Below are 16,254 nucleotides of genomic sequence, written 5' to 3'. Positions count from 1 at the left end.
GAAGGTAGACGTCCGTGAAGGTGAAAAAGCAAAACCTCAAATCCTGGTTCCAGAGTGGTTCACCCTGGGTCTGGTTGACCGCCAGCGGTGTATCGATCGCAGTGATCATGACCGTGGGTCTGCTCGCGGTAATCGCTACTCGCGGTCTGGCGCACTTTTGGCCAGCCGATGTAATTCAAGCCACTTATCAAGTACCGGGCGAAGCGCCGCGCTTGATGGCCGGTGAGTTAGTTCAGGCAGAACAAGTCCCCCGCGCACGTTTGGCATCTGCAGGCTTGCCTGTGGATGTGAACGGTGGCGAGTTTATGACCCGTGAGCTGTTCAAGGTCGGTAACCGTGACCTCAATGGCGCAGACTTCAGTTGGGTGGTCGATGAGTGGATGAACGGCCAGCAGACGCCCACCGACATGGTTGCCATGGAGCGCCGTGAGTGGGGCAATTTCTACGGTTATCTGGTCAACGTCAAAGAGAGTGGCAAGCTGGTTGCCGAAGGTGACGGCGCCTGGGATGAGTTGCAAAAACGCATCGCTCGTGTCGATGATCTGCACGCGAAAATTGCCAAGCTTGAGAAAAAGGACATAGGCCGCATCAACTACGGTCTGGAAGGTCTGCGTTTGAAGCAGCGTAAGCTGGAGCTGAACAAGCAACTTGATGCTACCGCTCAGGCTGACATTGATGCAGAGCGTGCACAGTGGGATGCCGAGTACAAAGTGCTGGAAGCTCAGCTGCTTGATCTGCACAACCAGTTCAACCGTGACAGCGTGACGCTCAAATCGGTAGACGGTACCGAGAAGGAAATGAGCCTGGGTACTGTGGTTCGGGCCTACATGCCCAACGCCATGGGCACCACCGAAAAGCTCGGTTTCTACTTTGCCAAAATGTGGGAGTTCGTCAGCGACGAGCCCCGTGAGGCCAACACCGAAGGCGGTATTTTTCCGGCTATATTCGGTACGGTGATGATGACCTTGATCATGGCGGTGATCGTTACGCCATTTGGTGTTCTGGCTGCGATCTACCTGCGTGAATACGCCAAACAGGGGCCGATGACCCGGGTCATTCGCATCGCGGTAAACAACCTCGCCGGTGTACCGGCAATTGTTTACGGGGTTTTTGGTCTGGGTTTCTTCGTCTACGTATTGGGCGGCTCTCTCGATAAAATATTCTTCCCTGAAGCAGCGCCAGCCCCCACTTTCGGTACGCCTGGCTTGCTCTGGGCTTCACTGACGCTGGCGATTCTGGCTGTGCCGGTGGTGATTGTCGCTACAGAGGAAGGCTTGGCGCGTATCCCACGTGCCTTGCGTGAGGGCTCGTTGGCGCTGGGTGCAACCAAAGCCGAAACCCTCTGGAAAGTGGTGCTGCCAATGGCCAGTCCGGCCATGATGACGGGTTTGATTCTGGCTGTGGCGCGCGCTGCCGGTGAAGTTGCGCCATTGATGCTGGTGGGTGTGGTTAAGTTGGCTCCAGCGTTACCGCTTGATGGCAACTACCCCTACTTGCACTTGGATCAGAAGATCATGCACTTGGGCTTCCACATCTATGACGTAGGTTTCCAGAGCCCTAACGTTGAAGCGGCGCGGCCTTTGGTCTACGCCACGGCGTTGCTGCTGGTGCTGGTAATTGCCTTGCTTAACCTCAGTGCAGTGTTTATCCGAAACCATCTGCGCGAGAAGTACAAAGCGCTGGATCATTAAGAGTTTTGGGCAGGCTGTACACAAAGTGTGCAGCGCCTGATCAACCAACTATCGGGAACCTTCTGAAACGTAGCGAGCAAAGGTAGTGCAAGGCGAAAAGATACGAGAACGCGCAGTTTAGTGGTCCTAAATGAGCATTTTGAGTAGCTTTTCAACACAGCAATACCGAGCGCAGTAGTTTTCAGTGGTTTCGTAGCGTAGGGAGCATCCCATGCAGCACAGTACACCGACCCATGGTATCGACATCTCCGCCCTTGGCCGTGAGAAGCAGAGCCTTGATCTGAGCAAAGAAACCACCGCCATCCAAGTGCCGGGCCTCAACCTGTACTACGGTGAAAAACAAGCGCTGTTCGATGTCAAAATGAACATCCCCAAGCAGCGCGTTACCGCATTTATTGGTCCGTCTGGTTGCGGTAAGTCAACCCTGCTGCGCACCTTTAACCGGATGAACGATTTGGTTGATGGTTGCCGCGTTGAAGGCGAAGTGAACCTTGATGGCACCAATATTTACCGTAAAGGTGAAGACGTTGCCGACTTGCGTCGTCGTGTCGGCATGGTGTTTCAAAAGCCAAATCCATTCCCGAAAAGTATCTACGAGAACGTGGTGTACGGCCTGCGTATTCAAGGCGTTAACCAGAAGCGTGTGCTTGATGAAACCGTTGAGTGGGCACTGAAAAGCGCCGCTTTGTGGGATGAAGTCAAAGACCGTTTGCATGAGTCGGCCTTGGGTATGTCCGGTGGTCAGCAGCAACGTCTGGTGATTGCCCGTACCGTTGCCGTTCAGCCTGAAGTGTTGCTGCTCGATGAGCCCTGCTCGGCGCTCGACCCGATTTCGACACTGAAAGTTGAAGAGCTGATCTACGAGCTGAAATCCAAATACACCATCGTCATCGTGACTCACAACATGCAACAGGCCGCGCGGGTTTCTGATTACACCGCGTTTATGTACATGGGCAAACTGATTGAGTACGGCGACACCGATACGCTGTTTACCAACCCGGACAAAAAGCAGACCGAGGATTACATTACCGGTCGCTACGGATAATTGCTTCGACCCCCGCCAAGCGCACTGAACTGCGTCGGCGGGCCTTGCCGTACAAATCGTACTGTCTATGGCCCGCCTTCTTGTTCAGCACTGCCCGGCAGGGCTCGACCGCCGAAAGATTGAATGAAGCGGTTTGTTGAATTGGCTTGATCAGGCGTCCGGTTCGCTGGGGGCGTGGCAGCAAAGATTTACAGGTTTTTGTATTTAACTAATTTCGCGTCGCAAGGGCTTGAGCATGATTAATAAAGACAGTCTTACTCATCACATTTCTCAGCAGTTCAATGCCGAGCTGGAAGAGGTGCGCAGCCATCTTTTGGCCATGGGCGGTTTGGTTGAGAAGCAAGTTAATGATGCGGTCAACTCGCTGATCGAGGCTGACTCGGGTCTGGCTCAGCAAGTGCGCGAAATTGATGACCAGATCAACCAGATGGAGCGCAATATCGACGAAGAGTGCGTACGCATTCTGGCCCGTCGTCAGCCAGCGGCTTCTGACCTGCGCTTGATCATCAGTATCTCCAAGTCGGTGATCGACCTTGAGCGTATTGGTGACGAAGCGACCAAAATCGCCAAGCGTGCCATTCTGCTGTGTGAGGAAGGTGAGGCACCTCGTGGTTACGTGGAGGTGCGCCACATCGGTGGTCAGGTGCGCAAGATGGTACAGGAGGCGTTGGATGCCTTTGCTCGCTTCGACGCTGACCTTGCGCTATCCGTAGCGCAATACGACAAGACCGTCGACCGTGAATACAAAACTGCGCTGCGAGAGCTGGTCACTTACATGATGGAAGACCCGCGTTCTATCGCACGCGTCTTGAATATCATCTGGGCTTTGCGCTCGCTGGAGCGCATTGGCGACCACGCACGCAACATCGCTGAACTGGTCATCTATCTCGTGCGCGGTACCGACGTTAAGCACATCGGTTTGAAGCGTATGCAGGAAGAAGTTGAAGGCACCGGCAAAGATAAGTAATTGGCTCGGTTTTCGCCCTCAACCCGCCTTCTGGTCGGGCGTTAAACCCTTGTGGGTTGGGTCACTGGACAATTGTCCGTTGGCCTTTAGCCACCTACCCGGACTATGCTAGTTGAGATAGAGGGGGAGTGGTTGATGAGTAAAGTCCGCGTACTGATAGTTGATGATGCAAGCTTCATTCGTGATTTGGTCAAGAAAGGTCTGCGTGATCACTTTCCCGGCGTGCAGATCGAAGAGGCCGTGAACGGCCGTAAAGCCCTGCAACTACTGACCAAGCAAAGCATCGACTTGATCCTCTGCGACTGGGAAATGCCAGAGATGTCTGGGCTTGAATTGCTCAGTTGGTGTCGTGAGCAGGACAGCCTCAAGACCACGCCATTTATCATGGTCACCAGCCGCGGTGACAAAGAAAATGTGGTGCAAGCCATTCAGGCGGGCGTATCGGACTTCATCGGCAAGCCATTCTCCAATGAGCAATTGGTCACCAAGGTCAAAAAAGCCCTGCATCGCGCTGGTAAACTTGAGGCTTTCGCCCCGAACCAAAAACCTGCCGGCAATGCCTTCGCCAATGACTCGCTTGCCGCGCTAACCGGCGGTAAAGCCGAGGTGATCAAACCGGCTGCGCCAGCGGCTCCGGTGGCAAGCTCTGCGACAACTCCTGCTGCCAGCCCTAAGCCTGCTGCAGCGCCTTCAGGGCGCGGGCAAGGCAGCTTGCGATTGCCCGGCGGCAGCATGGCCTGTGTGATCAAGGCATTGAGCCTCAAAGATGCGCAGTTGCTGGTTAAGCGTGGCCAAATGTTACCCCAGGTGTTGGAAAGTGCTGTGCTTGATTTGGAGCAGGGTGAAAGCTCAGAAGTGGCCCGGCTCAACGGTTATTTGCATGCAGTTGCAGCGTTCGAGCCAAAGCCCGACAGCGAATGGCTGCAGTTGACCTTGCGCTTTGTCGACAGTGACCCGCAAAAAATGGATTACCTGTCGCGCTTGATTGCCCGCGGCACCGCGCAAAAACACTTCACCCCCGGCGGTTAAAGCCGGCCAAGACCAAGTGGCTTGGTCTTGGCTCCGGATTTAGCTGGCGAGCATACGCCCGCATTCTTCCAAGTTGATATGCCAGCTCATGGCTTCGCGCAACAGGTGCGGTGTGTGGCCACCCTTGGCGCAGGCCCGCTCAAAGTAGTCGCGCAGCGGTGCGCGAAAATCTGGATGTACGCAGTTTTCAATGATCACTTGAGCGCGCTCACGCGGTGCTAGGCCGCGTAGATCAGCTAGACCCTGCTCGGTTACCAGAATGTCGACGTCATGTTCGGTGTGGTCAACATGGCTGACCATAGGCACCACACTAGAGATCGCCCCAGCTTTGGCAATCGATTTGGTGACGAAGATCGCCAAGTGCGCGTTGCGTGCGAAGTCGCCCGAGCCGCCAATGCCATTCATCATCTTGGTGCCGCCCACGTGAGTGGAATTGACGTTGCCGTAGATGTCGAATTCAAGCGCGGTATTGATACCGATAATCCCTAAGCGGCGAACCACTTCCGGATGATTGGATATTTCCTGCGGACGCAGCACCAGCTTGTCTTTGTACTTTTCCAAATTGCCGAATACATCAGCATTGCGCCGCCCCGACAAGGTGATCGAACTGCCGGAGGCGAAGCGCAGCTTACCTGCATCAATCAGGTCGAATGTAGAGTCCTGCAGCACTTCGGAGTACATGCTCAGGTTCTCGAACGGTGAATCAATCAGGCCACACATCACCGCATTGGCGATGCTGCCAATCCCGGCTTGCAACGGGCCTAACTCATTGGTCATGCGCCCAGCGGCGACTTCACCTTTGAAGAACTCGATCAGGTGATCGGCAATGCCTTGGGTTTCGGCATCCGGTGGCAACACGGTAGAGGGGGAATCGGGCTGGTTGGTCAGCACAATCGCGGCGATCTTGGCCGGGTCTATGGCGATGGCGTTGGCACCGATGCGTTGTTCTACGTTGACCAGCGGAATGGGGGTGCGAGTTGGCCGGTAAGTCGGAATATATATGTCATGCAGCCCCTCTAAATTGGGGTTATGCGCCATATTGATTTCGACAATTATACGCTTGGCAAATATCGCAAAACTGGCGGAGTTACCGACTGAGGTTGTCGGCACGATGTGGCCGTCTTCAGTGATGGCAACGGCTTCAATGACGGCGATATCAGGCAATTTAAGCTGGTGGTTACGCAGTTGCTCGACCGTTTCTGAAAGGTGTTGATCGATAAACATCACCTGGCCCGCATTGATTGCCTTGCGCAGGGTTGAGTCGACCTGAAACGGCATGCGCCGGGCCAGTACGCCAGCCTCGGTCAGCTGTTTGTCGAGATCGTTGCCCAGGCTTGCGCCCGTCATCAGGGTAATTTTCAGGGGTTGCACGCGGGCGCGTTCGGCCAATGCCTGTGGCACGGCCTTAGCTTCGCCTGCGCGGGTGAAGCCGCTCATGCCAACCGTCATTCCGTCCTCAATTAAGAGCGCGGCATCCTGCGCACTCATTACTTTGTCCAGTAGGGCAGGTAGGCGAACACGATTCATGCAAATCCTCAGAACAAGCCTAAATTAAGGGGCCGCAGTCTAGGCGCACACGGTATTAAAGCCTCTAGTACCAAAGTCGAATAGCGGGCTCTATCTTCGGGGTTGTGGTGACCGGTCGTCGGTTTTGGTCGAGAAATAGAGCACATCTTTGGGCAAAGCATCTCGTCGCCTGCCAGCTCGGCTGCTAGTCTGCTGATTCCGGACATTTAGAAATTATAAGATCCGAATCGATATGCTAGGGCGTTTACTACTTCTCTTCAGTTTTATGACTGTGGCCTTTAATGCTGCGGCCATGACCATCTACAAGTACACCGATGCCAATGGTGTGGTGACCTACACCGACCAAAAGGCCGCCGGTGCGCAGGTGTTTGTGTTCCGTGACCGCATGGTTGAGAGCCTCGACAGCGAGGTTAAGCTGGAAACCCTCAAGCATGCTGCCGGTGAAACCCTGCAAGTTCGTAATGACCTCTATGCGCCGGTGCAGATTGAACTGAGCGTCAATAATGCCGAAAACGTCGTGGGTGCGCCTGAGAAGCCGATCAGCTGGATTCTCGCGCCGCGCAGCAAGATCCGCCTGGCTACGCTGGCACCTATGGATGCCAGCAAGCCGCTGCGCTATAAAACCAAGTTGCGCTACGCCATGGGCGACCCTCGGTTAATTCCGACACAAAAAAACTACCCGCTGCCTTGGCGCGGTGGCCCGTTCAATTTAAGCCAAGGTGCCAATGGTAAGTACAGTCACTTTGGTCCTAAAGGCCGTTACGCCTTAGACATTGCCATGCCCGAAGGCACACCTATTGTTGCCGCGCGCGCTGGGGTCGTGGTCAAAATTGAGAATCAACAGAACGGACGGGGTAATAACCCGGCCGGTAACTTTGTGCGGATTTTGCACAAAGACGGGACCATGGGTGTGTACCTGCACTTGATGAAAGGCTCGGTCAAAGTGGCCGAAGGCACTCACGTTAAAGTGGGTACGCCACTGGCGTTGTCAGGCAATACCGGCAATAGCACCGGTCCGCACTTACACTTCGTTATTCAACGTAATGTCGGCCTGGCGCTGGAGTCGATTCCTTTCGATTTCTCACAGCCAGTCAATACCCTGCCGAACTTCGCTGTAGGCGGGGACTAAGCGCCGCTCCCGGCGCTACTCCTGCAAGTCCTTCAGCATTAGCACTTTAGCCAGGATGATCTTCGGCCCTTTCATTTTTTTGACGATGATGCGCAGGCCTTCCACTTCAAGCACTTCTTCCTCTTCCGGCATGCGCTTGAGCGTTTCGTAGATCAGTCCGGCCAGGGTTTCGGCTTCGATATGGTCAAGGTCGATGCCGAGCAAGCGTTCGACTTTGAACAGTGGTGTGTCGCCACGCACCAGCAACTTCCCGGGTTGATAAGCGAGGATGCCGCGTTCGGTTTTGCGGTGTTCGTCTTGGATATCACCCACCAAGGCTTCGAGTACGTCTTCCATGGTCAGGTAGCCGATGACCTTGGCATCTGCTTCTTCGACCAGGGCGAAGTGGGAGCCGCCCTTACGGAACTGCTCCAGCAGGTCGGAGAGCGGCATATGACGGCTGACGCGCTCGAGCGGGTGCATCAGTTCGCCAATATTCAATGCTGAAGGCAGCATTTCCAGTAATGACAAATGCAGCAGTAAATCTTTGATATGCAGTACGCCAACAAACTCGTCCTGAGTTTCATCGAATACCGGATAGCGGCTGTACTTATGGCGGCGAAATACGCTGAACACTTCGTCCAATGGCGCGTTGAGATCAATGTAGACCAGGTCTTCCCGGGAGTTTGCCCAGTCGACAACTTCCAACTCACCAAGCTCAACGGCTGAGGCCAGGACGCGCATGTCTTGATCGTTCGGATCGCTGGCGCGGCTTGAATGCAGAATGAGCTTTAGCTCGTCGCGGCTGTAATGATGTTCATGGTGTGAGCCAGGTTCGCCTTGGCCTGCAATGCGCAAAATAGCGTTGGCACTGGCGTTCAGCAAGAAGATGGCCGGGTACATCGCCCAGTAGAACAGGTACAGCGGTCCCGCTGTCCATAACGACAACAGCTCGGGTTTGCGGATGGCCCATGATTTCGGGGCCAGTTCACCGATGACAATGTGCAGGTAAGAGATGATGAAGAACGCACTGAAAAAGGCGATACCGCTCACCAGTTTCGGGGAGTCGATACCTAGATTCGCCAATAAGGGTTCGAGTAGGTGCGCAAATGCGGGCTCACCCACCCAGCCAAGCCCCAGTGAGGCGAGGGTAATGCCCAGTTGGCAGGCTGACAGGTAAGCGTCTAGCTGGTTATGCACGGTGCGTAGGATATGCCCACGCCAGCCGTTTTTGGCTGCGAGTGTTTCAACCTTGGTCGAGCGCAATTTGACCATGGCGAATTCTGCGGCAACGAAGAAACCGTTGAGCAGAACCAGAAACAAAGCGAACAGAATGAGGCCGAAGTCGGCGAAGTAGCTTGCAGCAGAATAACCAGTCGAGGGGTCCATATAGGGTTCAGGTAACGAATGACTGCTAAAGGTTGGGGGCAGACGAGCCGCTTTGCAAGTCTGCCCTTTGGCTAATTGCGTTGCAGCGTGTTAGGGCTGTAGCTGGACACCAGGGTACTAGCGGTTGCTACGCACCACCTGCATGGGTGGGAAGTTGCAGGTGAAGTTACTGCCTTTGCCCATCACACTGCTGATATCGAGCAGCGCCCGATGGCGCAGCAACACGTGTTTGACGATAGCCAGCCCAAGGCCGGTACCGCCGGTATTGCTGGCGCGGCTGGAGTCCACCCGATAAAAACGCTCAGTCAGGCGCGGTATATGTTTGGCCTCAATGCCATTGCCGGTGTCTTTCACCGATAAATGGGCACCGCTGATATCGCCCCACCAGCGGATATGAATCTCGCCTTGAGCCGGGGTGTATTTCACCGCATTGAACACCAGGTTGGAGAAGGCGCTGCGCAATTCAGCCTCGCTACCCTTGAGTTTGAGACCGGGGTCTGCCTCCAAGGTAATTCGGTGCTGACGTTCGCCAGACAGGGCCTGCGCATCACTCTTGATCGACTCCAGCATCAAATCCACGGCAACGGGCTGATTGTCTGATGGATAGTCGGTGGCTTCCAGCTTGGCCAGCAACAGCAAGTCATTGAGCAGGCTTTGCATGCGCCCACCTTGCTCCTGCATCTGTTGCAGCGCGCGGACCCAGCGTGGGTTCACGGCCTCAACGTTGTCGAGTAAGGTTTCTAGATAGCCGGCGATAACCGTCAGTGGCGTGCGCAATTCATGGGAGACGTTAGCCACGAAGTCTTTGCGCATCTGCTCAAGCTGGTGCAGACGAGTGATATCACGGACCAGCAGCAAGTGTTCTTGATTACCGTAACGGGTGATCTGAAATTGCAGACGGCGGCGATCCGTCAACGGTGAGGGCAATTCGAGGGGGTCATGAAAGTTATTGCCCTCGAAATACTCTTTAAAGCGTGGGTCACGCACAAGATTGGTGATCGGCTGGCCACTGTCTTGCGGTGTTTTCAAGCCCAGCAGGGTTTCGGCCGCGATGTTCCACCAGTCCAGATTGCCCTGGCTATCGAGCATGATCACCGCGTCTTTTAAGGCACCGGTGGACTCTTGCACTCGATCGATCACCGCTTGCAGGCGGCCACGAACCTTCTGGTCGCGGCGTTGCAGGTGATAAATACTGTCGAAGACTTCACCCCACATGCCGTAGCCATCCGGAGGTGGCTCGTCAGGTTTGTGCTCCTGCAGCCATTTGTGCAGGCGCAGCAGTTGGCTCAAGGTCCAGCCCAGGTGGCCAGCAAGGCCTATGACCAGAGCCCATGCATATTCGCCAGTCACCAGACCGACCAATAAGCATGCGCTGACCAGTAACAGCAGGCGGCGCACTACAGCGCCTTGCCAGTTTCTATTCACCTAGTGCTCATCCGCCAAGCAATCCTTTTACTTGTATCGCTAATCAGTATTTGCCAGCGACGTGGTTGATCCCGCTATCTGGGCTCAGCTTTTGGTGGAGAAACGATACCCGGTGCCACGCACGGTTTGTACTAGATTTTCGTAGACTTCGCCCAGCGCTTTGCGCAGGCGGCGGATGTGTACGTCAACAGTGCGCTCTTCAACATAGACGTTGCCGCCCCAGACTTGGTCAAGCAACTGACCGCGGGTGTAAGCGCGCTCTTGGTGAGTCATAAAGAATTGCAGCAGACGGTATTCGGTCGGGCCCATTTCTGCGGGCTTGCCGTCAATGGTTACGCGGTGACTGACCGGGTCAAGCAGCAGGCCGCCAATCTCGATCGGGCCTTCATTGTCGCTTGGCCCTGCGCGGCGCAGCACGGCCTTGAGACGAGCAACCAGTTCGCGAGGTGAAAAAGGCTTGGTGATGTAGTCATCTGCGCCGACTTCAAGGCCCTGGATCTTGTTGTCTTCTTCACCTTTGGCGGTGAGCATGATGATTGGGATATCCCCCGTCATCTCGTCACGCTTAAGGCGTCGAGCCAACTCGATACCTGATGTGCCCGGCAGCATCCAGTCGAGCAAAATCAAATCAGGTTTACGGTCAACGATGATGCTGTGGGCCTGCTGGGTATTCTCAGCTTCCAGGCATTCATAGCCGGCCATTTCCAGAGCGACCGCAATCATTTCGCGGATCGGAGCTTCGTCATCGACGATCAGGATATTCTTGCCAACCATGGTTCCTGCCTCGGTAGGTTCAACTGTCATGCGCTGCATTAGATAACGGAATTATTGCAGTCATATGACAGATAAACGCAAGGTGCCGATAAATCAGCTATTTATCGCGCTTTTACTCAGGCCGGTATTGGCGCTGCGCGCAACCCATAGTCGGCAACCAAACCGATAAAAATTGCCAGCCCGGCCCAGTGGTTGTGTAGAAACGCTTTAAAGCAGGCCATGGGCTCACGCTCGCGGGTGCTCCAAAACTGCCAAGCAAAGCAGCCGGCGGCCACCAACAACCCTAAGTGGAAATAAACCCCCAGGTGGAAGCGCGCTGCGGCCATCAGTAGGCAGAGTAAAGCCAAGCCTTGCAGCGTCAGGATGATAATGCGATCTGCATCGCCGAACAGGATGGCGGTGGATTTAACCCCGATTTTCAAATCATCGTCGCGGTCGGCCATCGCGTAATAGGTGTCATACGCCACGGTCCACAATAGATTGGCGATATACAGCAGCCAGGCTTCGGCTGGCACGCTACCGGTTTCAGCTGTGAAGGCCATCGGCATGCCCCAGGAAAACGCAGCGCCAAGCACCACCTGTGGATAAAAGGTGTAGCGCTTCATGAAGGGGTAGAACGCCGCGAGCGCAACGCCGCCGAATGACAACCAGGTGGTGGCCGCGTTTGTGAACAACACCAGAATAAAGCTCAGCGCTACCAGCACGGCAAAGAAGATCAGCGCCTCACGTGGTTTGATTGTGCCGCTGGCCAGTGGCCGTTGCTTGGTGCGCTTAACATGGCCGTCGAAGTCGCGATCAGCGTAGTCATTAATGACGCAGCCCGCAGCGCGCATCAAGATGACGCCAAGCACAAAGATAAACAGATTTTTCAGGCTAGGTACGCCTTCAGCCGCGACCCATAGCGCCCACAAGGTTGGCCAGAGCAGCAAGTAAATGCCGATTGGCTTGTCCATCCGAGTTAGCTGAATAAAGTCCCAGCAGCGCGGGTGCAGGCGATTGAGTGATTGCAGCAGGCGGCTATACATCGGGCGCTTTCTCCGTGGCAGTTGCGCGGATTATACGGAAATGCCCGAATGACTTAGCGTTCGATTTGCGTAGCCGCCCAGAAAGCCGGCAAAAATACTTCAGCGACTAAAATCGCCAGTTTGCCGCGACTAAAACAGGAGCGCCTTGCCCATAAGTGCTCTGCCTGTACATCGGCAGGCAGGCAAGCTGCAGGGTAGTGGCAAGCTTGCAACTCGCCACGATCAAAGGCTTGATCACTGAACAATAGCTCGCCCAGTGAACGTGTACCCAGTTGCGCCAGCTCCAGCCCGGAGCCTTCAAGGGCGCTGCGGGCGCTGACACTGCGGGCAAATACCCAGGGTTGACCATGGCCGCGCAAGTAAACCTCGCGAACCCAGCCTTGGCTGCCATCGGCAACATTCAATGCCGCGCACTCATCACTGCGCATCGGCTGCCAGCCTTCGCTGATGGGCGTCACACTGAAGTTGTTGGCAGACAACGCAATCAGGCGCTGTGTCAGCGAGTCCTGATTAACAAACAGCCAATCATGCACCTGAGCGCTGGGTGACGGTTGTAGTTGGCTGGCGGTAAACCAGCACTGCGCAGGGACGGGTGTGGCTTGGGGTGCGTGGTTAATGGGCACGGGGTTAATTCACGAGTGCTTTTGAGAGGCGCGAGTTTATCACGCAGCGCAGTTATGCCCAGCCTTCAAGGCGCATGGTTGCACGGACCAGGCGTTGTTCTTCAAGCTCAATATCTTGCAGGTTGTCGCGGATACTGTGGATATGCTCTCGTGCAGCGCGTTGCGCTTGTTCTGGCAGGCGTTCGATCACCGCGTGATACAGGCGCGAATGCTGACGGTCGATTTGACGCTTTTGCAGCGGGCGGTGATAGAGGTTGTTGACTGAGGCAAACACCGAATTCAGCATCAAGTCAGTCAGTGATTGCAGTGTGTGAAGCAGCACGGGATTGTGTGATGCCTCGCAAATGGCGAGGTGAAACGCATGGTCGAGCCGTGCATGCTCGCGGGCATCAATGGCACGTGTGTCGCTGTGTGCCGCGAGCATTTCTTCATAGCGCCGGGTCAGCAATACAAAGTCTGCATCGGTGCCGCGCAGGGCGGCCAAGCGCGCAGACTCAGCCTCAAGCAGGCTGCGTACCTCAAGCAGATCGAACAAGGTGCGTGGTTGTGAGCTGAACAGATGCATCAGCGGGCTGGCATCGCGCATGCCAGTCAGTTGCGCCACGCGTGAATCGCGGCCTTGCGCGGTTTCAATGATGCCGCGTCCGCGTAACACTTTTAATCCTTCACGCAGGGCTGAGCGGGAGATTCCGAGCTTCTCGCACAGGCGTCTTTCTGACGGCAGCGGCTGGCCAACCTTGAGCACGCCATCGACGATAAGGCGTTCAATTCGTTCGGCCACCACATCGCAAACCTGACGTCGGGTTGTGCTGGATTCAACAGCCATACTTCTCCTTGTTCACTGGTAGGACCAGTTTAAGCTGATTGTTGAAGTGGTCATCAATATAAACCTTATAGCCAATGATTGCGGGCTTTATAGGTTGATATCAATCAGACCAATAGCTAACAAACTGGTCGTACCAGTGGTTACGGCGCTAGACGGCCATGTGCCAGAAGCTTAAACATAGATGCCATAACTAGTCTGTGCGCTTTCTATGTATCTCGTGCACCGGCAATAACAAAATACTGCTGTTGAAATGAGCCTGCTATGAGCATTGTTTACGACGAGCGAGTTGATGGTGTACTGCCGAAGGTTGATAAGGCGGCACTATTAAATGAACTGCAAACACGTCTGCCTGATCTCGACGTATTGCACACTCAAGAAGACCTCAAGCCCTATGAGTGCGATGGCCTGTCGATGTACCGCACCACACCGATGATGGTGGTGTTGCCTGAGCACATTGAACAGGTCGAGACCTTGTTGAAAATATGCCATCAGCGTCAGGTTCCAGTTGTTGCGCGCGGCGCTGGCACTGGCTTGTCTGGCGGCGCGTTGCCCTTAGAGCAAGGCATTTTGCTGGTGATGGCGCGCTTCAATAAAATTCTCGAAATAGACCCCGCAGGACGCTCCGCCCGGGTACAGCCCGGTGTGCGTAACTTGGCCATCTCGCAAGCCGCTGCGCCCTATGATCTGTATTACGCCCCCGACCCTTCTTCGCAAATCGCCTGCTCAATTGGCGGCAACGTGGCCGAAAATGCCGGTGGCGTTCATTGTTTGAAATACGGCCTGACTGTGCACAACCTGCTCAAAGTCGAAATCCTCACTGTAGAAGGTGAGCGTATGACGCTGGGCAGTGATGCGTTGGACTCTCCTGGTTTTGATCTGCTGGCGTTATTCACCGGTTCCGAGGGCATGCTTGGAATTGTCACTGAGGTGACGGTCAAACTGTTGCCCAAGCCGCAAGTCGCCAAGGTGCTATTGGCCAGCTTCGATTCGGTTGAAAAAGCCGGTCGTGCCGTAGGCGACATTATCGCAGCCGGTATTATTCCGGGCGGTCTGGAGATGATGGATAACTTGGCAATCCGCGCCGCCGAAGACTTTATTCACGCTGGCTATCCCGTCGATGCCGAAGCCATCTTGCTCTGTGAACTTGATGGCGTTGAAGCAGATGTTCACGCTGACTGCGACCGGGTGAACCAAGTGCTTGCGGCAGCAGGTGCAACCGAAGTCCGCCTCGCCCGCGATGAAACCGAGCGCGTTAAATTCTGGGCCGGGCGCAAGAATGCATTCCCGGCTGTTGGGCGAATCTCGCCAGATTACTACTGCATGGATGGCACCATTCCACGCCGCGAACTGCCCGGCGTACTTAAAGGCATTGCCGATTTTTCCGACGAGTACGGTCTGCGCGTGGCCAATGTGTTCCACGCCGGTGATGGCAACATGCATCCGCTGATCCTGTTCGATGCCAACCAACCGGGTGAGCTTGAGCGAGCCGAGGCGTTGGGCGGTAAGATTCTTGAGTTGTGCGTGAAAGTGGGCGGCAGCATCACCGGCGAACATGGCGTTGGCCGCGAAAAAATCAATCAAATGTGCTCGCAGTTCAACAGCGATGAACTGACTTTGTTCCATGCCGTGAAAGCAGCATTTGACCCCAGTGGCTTGCTCAATCCGGGCAAGAACATTCCCACCTTGCACCGTTGCGCCGAGTTCGGCTCGATGCATGTGCACCACGGTCAATTGCCATTCCCTGAACTGGAGCGTTTTTGATGGTTGTGCGCCACGATGCAGACGCCAGCAATGCACTGCTTGAGCAAGTCAATCAGGCCCTCAACAGCGGTTCCAAGCTGCGTATTCAGGGCTCCAACAGCAAAGCCTTTCTGGGTCGCAAGAGCGAAGGCGAGGTGCTTGATACCCGTGCACATTGCGGTATTGTCAGCTACGACCCTACGGAGCTGGTGATTACTGCCCGCGCCGGTACGCCACTGCTTGATTTGCAAGCCGCATTGGATGAAGCCGGGCAGATGCTGACGTGCGAGCCGCCGCATTTTGCCGAAGGTGCAACTGTCGGTGGAATGGTCGCGGCGGGGTTGTCCGGGCCGCGCAGACCGTGGTCGGGCGCAGTGCGCGACTTAGTACTGGGCACTCGGGTGATCACCGGTTTTGGCAAGCACCTGCGTTTTGGTGGCGAAGTCATGAAAAACGTCGCCGGTTACGACGTTTCGCGGCTGATGGCTGGCAGCCTTGGTTGTCTTGGCTTGATGACTGAGGTTTCCCTCAAAGTTCTACCCAAACCTCGCGAGTGCGTCAGCCTGCGCTTTGAGGTTGATGTTGAGACGGCGCTTAAAAACTTGGCGCAATGGGGCCAGCAGCCGATCCCGATCAGCGCCGCTAGCTATCACGATAACGCGCTGCATCTGCGCCTTGAGGGCGGTGAGGGTTCTGTAGCCTCGGCACGTGAGCGATTGAGTTGTGAACTGTTGGACGGTGGTTACTGGCAGCAGCTCAATGAGCATCAGTTGCCTTTCTTTGCCGGTGATAAGCCGTTGTGGCGCATCTCAGTACCGAACAATACCGGCCCGCTTGCGCTTGAGGGTGAGCAACTGATCGATTGGGGTGGGGCGCAGCGCTGGCTGAAGTCAGACAGCGATGCCCAGTTGATTCGCCAGATTGTCAGCGAAGCCGGCGGCCATGCCACCTGCTTCACTGCGGATGCTTGCGACAGCCCGATGCCACCGCTAAGTGCGCCGCTAATGCGCTATCACCGTCAATTAAAGGCTCAGTTGGATCCGCAAGGGATCTTCAACCTGGGCCGCATGTACTCCGAGGTTTGA

At 55.4% G+C, this 16,254-nt stretch carries 14 protein-coding genes; 7 read left to right on the top strand and 7 right to left on the bottom strand.

Translation table 11 applies throughout. From position 1 onward, the window contains the following. Positions 1–20: 20 nt before the first annotated feature. The 4 genes from pstA (at position 21) to ACIGCM_RS16045 (ending at position 4,732) form a co-directional block, all read left to right on the top strand. The gene (gene pstA / locus ACIGCM_RS16060; RefSeq protein WP_397503321.1) at positions 21–1,691 is read left to right on the top strand and encodes a phosphate ABC transporter permease PstA; all 1,671 of its coding nucleotides are present in this window, start codon (positions 21–23) and stop codon (positions 1,689–1,691) included. Positions 1,692–1,902: 211 nt separating this feature from the next. After that, complete coding sequence (gene pstB / locus ACIGCM_RS16055) at positions 1,903–2,736, top strand: phosphate ABC transporter ATP-binding protein PstB (RefSeq protein WP_397503070.1); 834 nt, start codon at positions 1,903–1,905, stop codon at positions 2,734–2,736. A gap of 235 nt (positions 2,737–2,971) precedes the next feature. Then, on the top strand, positions 2,972–3,703 hold the full coding sequence (gene phoU / locus ACIGCM_RS16050) for a phosphate signaling complex protein PhoU (RefSeq protein WP_087518788.1): 732 nt from the start codon (positions 2,972–2,974) through the stop codon (positions 3,701–3,703). A 135-nt stretch (positions 3,704–3,838) separates the two neighbouring features. After that, positions 3,839–4,732, top strand: coding sequence for a response regulator (locus tag ACIGCM_RS16045; protein WP_397503069.1), 894 nt, complete (start codon positions 3,839–3,841; stop codon positions 4,730–4,732). Positions 4,733–4,771: 39 nt separating this feature from the next. Here ACIGCM_RS16045 and ACIGCM_RS16040 read toward each other — a convergent pair whose 3' ends face one another. Beyond that, positions 4,772–6,265 carry an acetyl-CoA hydrolase/transferase family protein gene (locus ACIGCM_RS16040; protein WP_397503320.1) on the bottom strand — a complete coding sequence of 498 codons (1,494 nt, stop codon included), beginning with the start codon at positions 6,263–6,265 and terminating at the stop codon, positions 4,772–4,774. Positions 6,266–6,491: 226 nt separating this feature from the next. On the opposite strand from ACIGCM_RS16040, the gene ACIGCM_RS16035 reads away from it, so the two are divergent. Next, on the top strand, positions 6,492–7,388 hold the full coding sequence (locus ACIGCM_RS16035) for a peptidoglycan DD-metalloendopeptidase family protein (protein ID WP_397503068.1): 897 nt from the start codon (positions 6,492–6,494) through the stop codon (positions 7,386–7,388). A gap of 15 nt (positions 7,389–7,403) precedes the next feature. Here the strand turns inward: ACIGCM_RS16035 and ACIGCM_RS16030 are convergent, their stop codons facing one another. From ACIGCM_RS16030 to glcC, 6 genes are all read right to left on the bottom strand, one after another. Beyond that, entirely contained in the window at positions 7,404–8,756 is a 1,353-nt protein-coding gene (locus ACIGCM_RS16030) for a hemolysin family protein (protein ID WP_397503067.1), read from the bottom strand. A gap of 117 nt (positions 8,757–8,873) precedes the next feature. After that, positions 8,874–10,181 carry a phosphate regulon sensor histidine kinase PhoR gene (phoR, locus tag ACIGCM_RS16025; RefSeq protein ID WP_397503066.1) on the bottom strand — a complete coding sequence of 436 codons (1,308 nt, stop codon included), beginning with the start codon at positions 10,179–10,181 and terminating at the stop codon, positions 8,874–8,876. 84 nt (positions 10,182–10,265) lie between these two features. Further along, positions 10,266–10,955: a phosphate regulon transcriptional regulator PhoB gene (gene phoB, locus ACIGCM_RS16020; RefSeq protein ID WP_087519238.1), complete on the bottom strand. Its 690-nt coding sequence runs from the start codon at positions 10,953–10,955 to the stop codon at positions 10,266–10,268. Positions 10,956–11,071: 116 nt separating this feature from the next. Beyond that, a complete protein-coding gene (ubiA, locus tag ACIGCM_RS16015; RefSeq protein WP_397503065.1) occupies positions 11,072–11,980 on the bottom strand; it encodes a 4-hydroxybenzoate octaprenyltransferase in 909 nt (302 codons plus the stop codon). A gap of 53 nt (positions 11,981–12,033) precedes the next feature. Beyond that, positions 12,034–12,603 carry a chorismate--pyruvate lyase family protein gene (locus ACIGCM_RS16010; RefSeq protein ID WP_397503064.1) on the bottom strand — a complete coding sequence of 190 codons (570 nt, stop codon included), beginning with the start codon at positions 12,601–12,603 and terminating at the stop codon, positions 12,034–12,036. 52 nt (positions 12,604–12,655) lie between these two features. Then, positions 12,656–13,429: a transcriptional regulator GlcC gene (gene glcC, locus ACIGCM_RS16005; RefSeq protein ID WP_397503063.1), complete on the bottom strand. Its 774-nt coding sequence runs from the start codon at positions 13,427–13,429 to the stop codon at positions 12,656–12,658. Between the two features lie 261 nt (positions 13,430–13,690). Between glcC and glcD the strand changes: the two genes are divergently transcribed. Further along, a complete protein-coding gene (glcD, locus tag ACIGCM_RS16000; protein ID WP_397503062.1) occupies positions 13,691–15,190 on the top strand; it encodes a glycolate oxidase subunit GlcD in 1,500 nt (499 codons plus the stop codon). Continuing rightward, positions 15,190–16,254: a glycolate oxidase subunit GlcE gene (gene glcE, locus ACIGCM_RS15995; protein WP_397503061.1), complete on the top strand. Its 1,065-nt coding sequence runs from the start codon at positions 15,190–15,192 to the stop codon at positions 16,252–16,254. The genes glcD and glcE overlap by 1 nt, the downstream gene beginning before the upstream one ends.

It is taken from the genome of Pseudomonas sp. NPDC078700 (assembly GCF_044542375.1).
Lineage (GTDB): Bacteria > Pseudomonadota > Gammaproteobacteria > Pseudomonadales > Pseudomonadaceae > Aquipseudomonas.
Note: the sequence above shows the minus strand (reverse complement) of the source record. Positions and strands in the feature narration are given on the sequence as shown.

Excerpts from the sequence above, each read along its gene's own strand:
- pstB (WP_397503070.1), top strand. The coding sequence starts at position 1,903 with ATGCAGCACAGTACACCGACCCATGGTATCGACATCTCCGCCCTTGGC.
- phoU (WP_087518788.1), top strand. The coding sequence starts at position 2,972 with ATGATTAATAAAGACAGTCTTACTCATCACATTTCTCAGCAGTTCAAT.
- ACIGCM_RS16045 (WP_397503069.1), top strand. The coding sequence starts at position 3,839 with ATGAGTAAAGTCCGCGTACTGATAGTTGATGATGCAAGCTTCATTCGT.
- ACIGCM_RS16035 (WP_397503068.1), top strand. The coding sequence starts at position 6,492 with ATGCTAGGGCGTTTACTACTTCTCTTCAGTTTTATGACTGTGGCCTTT.
- ACIGCM_RS16030 (WP_397503067.1), bottom strand. The coding sequence starts at position 8,756 with ATGGACCCCTCGACTGGTTATTCTGCTGCAAGCTACTTCGCCGACTTC.
- phoB (WP_087519238.1), bottom strand. The coding sequence starts at position 10,955 with ATGGTTGGCAAGAATATCCTGATCGTCGATGACGAAGCTCCGATCCGC.
- ubiA (WP_397503065.1), bottom strand. The coding sequence starts at position 11,980 with ATGTATAGCCGCCTGCTGCAATCACTCAATCGCCTGCACCCGCGCTGC.
- glcC (WP_397503063.1), bottom strand. The coding sequence starts at position 13,429 with ATGGCTGTTGAATCCAGCACAACCCGACGTCAGGTTTGCGATGTGGTG.
- glcD (WP_397503062.1), top strand. The coding sequence starts at position 13,691 with ATGAGCATTGTTTACGACGAGCGAGTTGATGGTGTACTGCCGAAGGTT.
- glcE (WP_397503061.1), top strand. The coding sequence starts at position 15,190 with ATGGTTGTGCGCCACGATGCAGACGCCAGCAATGCACTGCTTGAGCAA.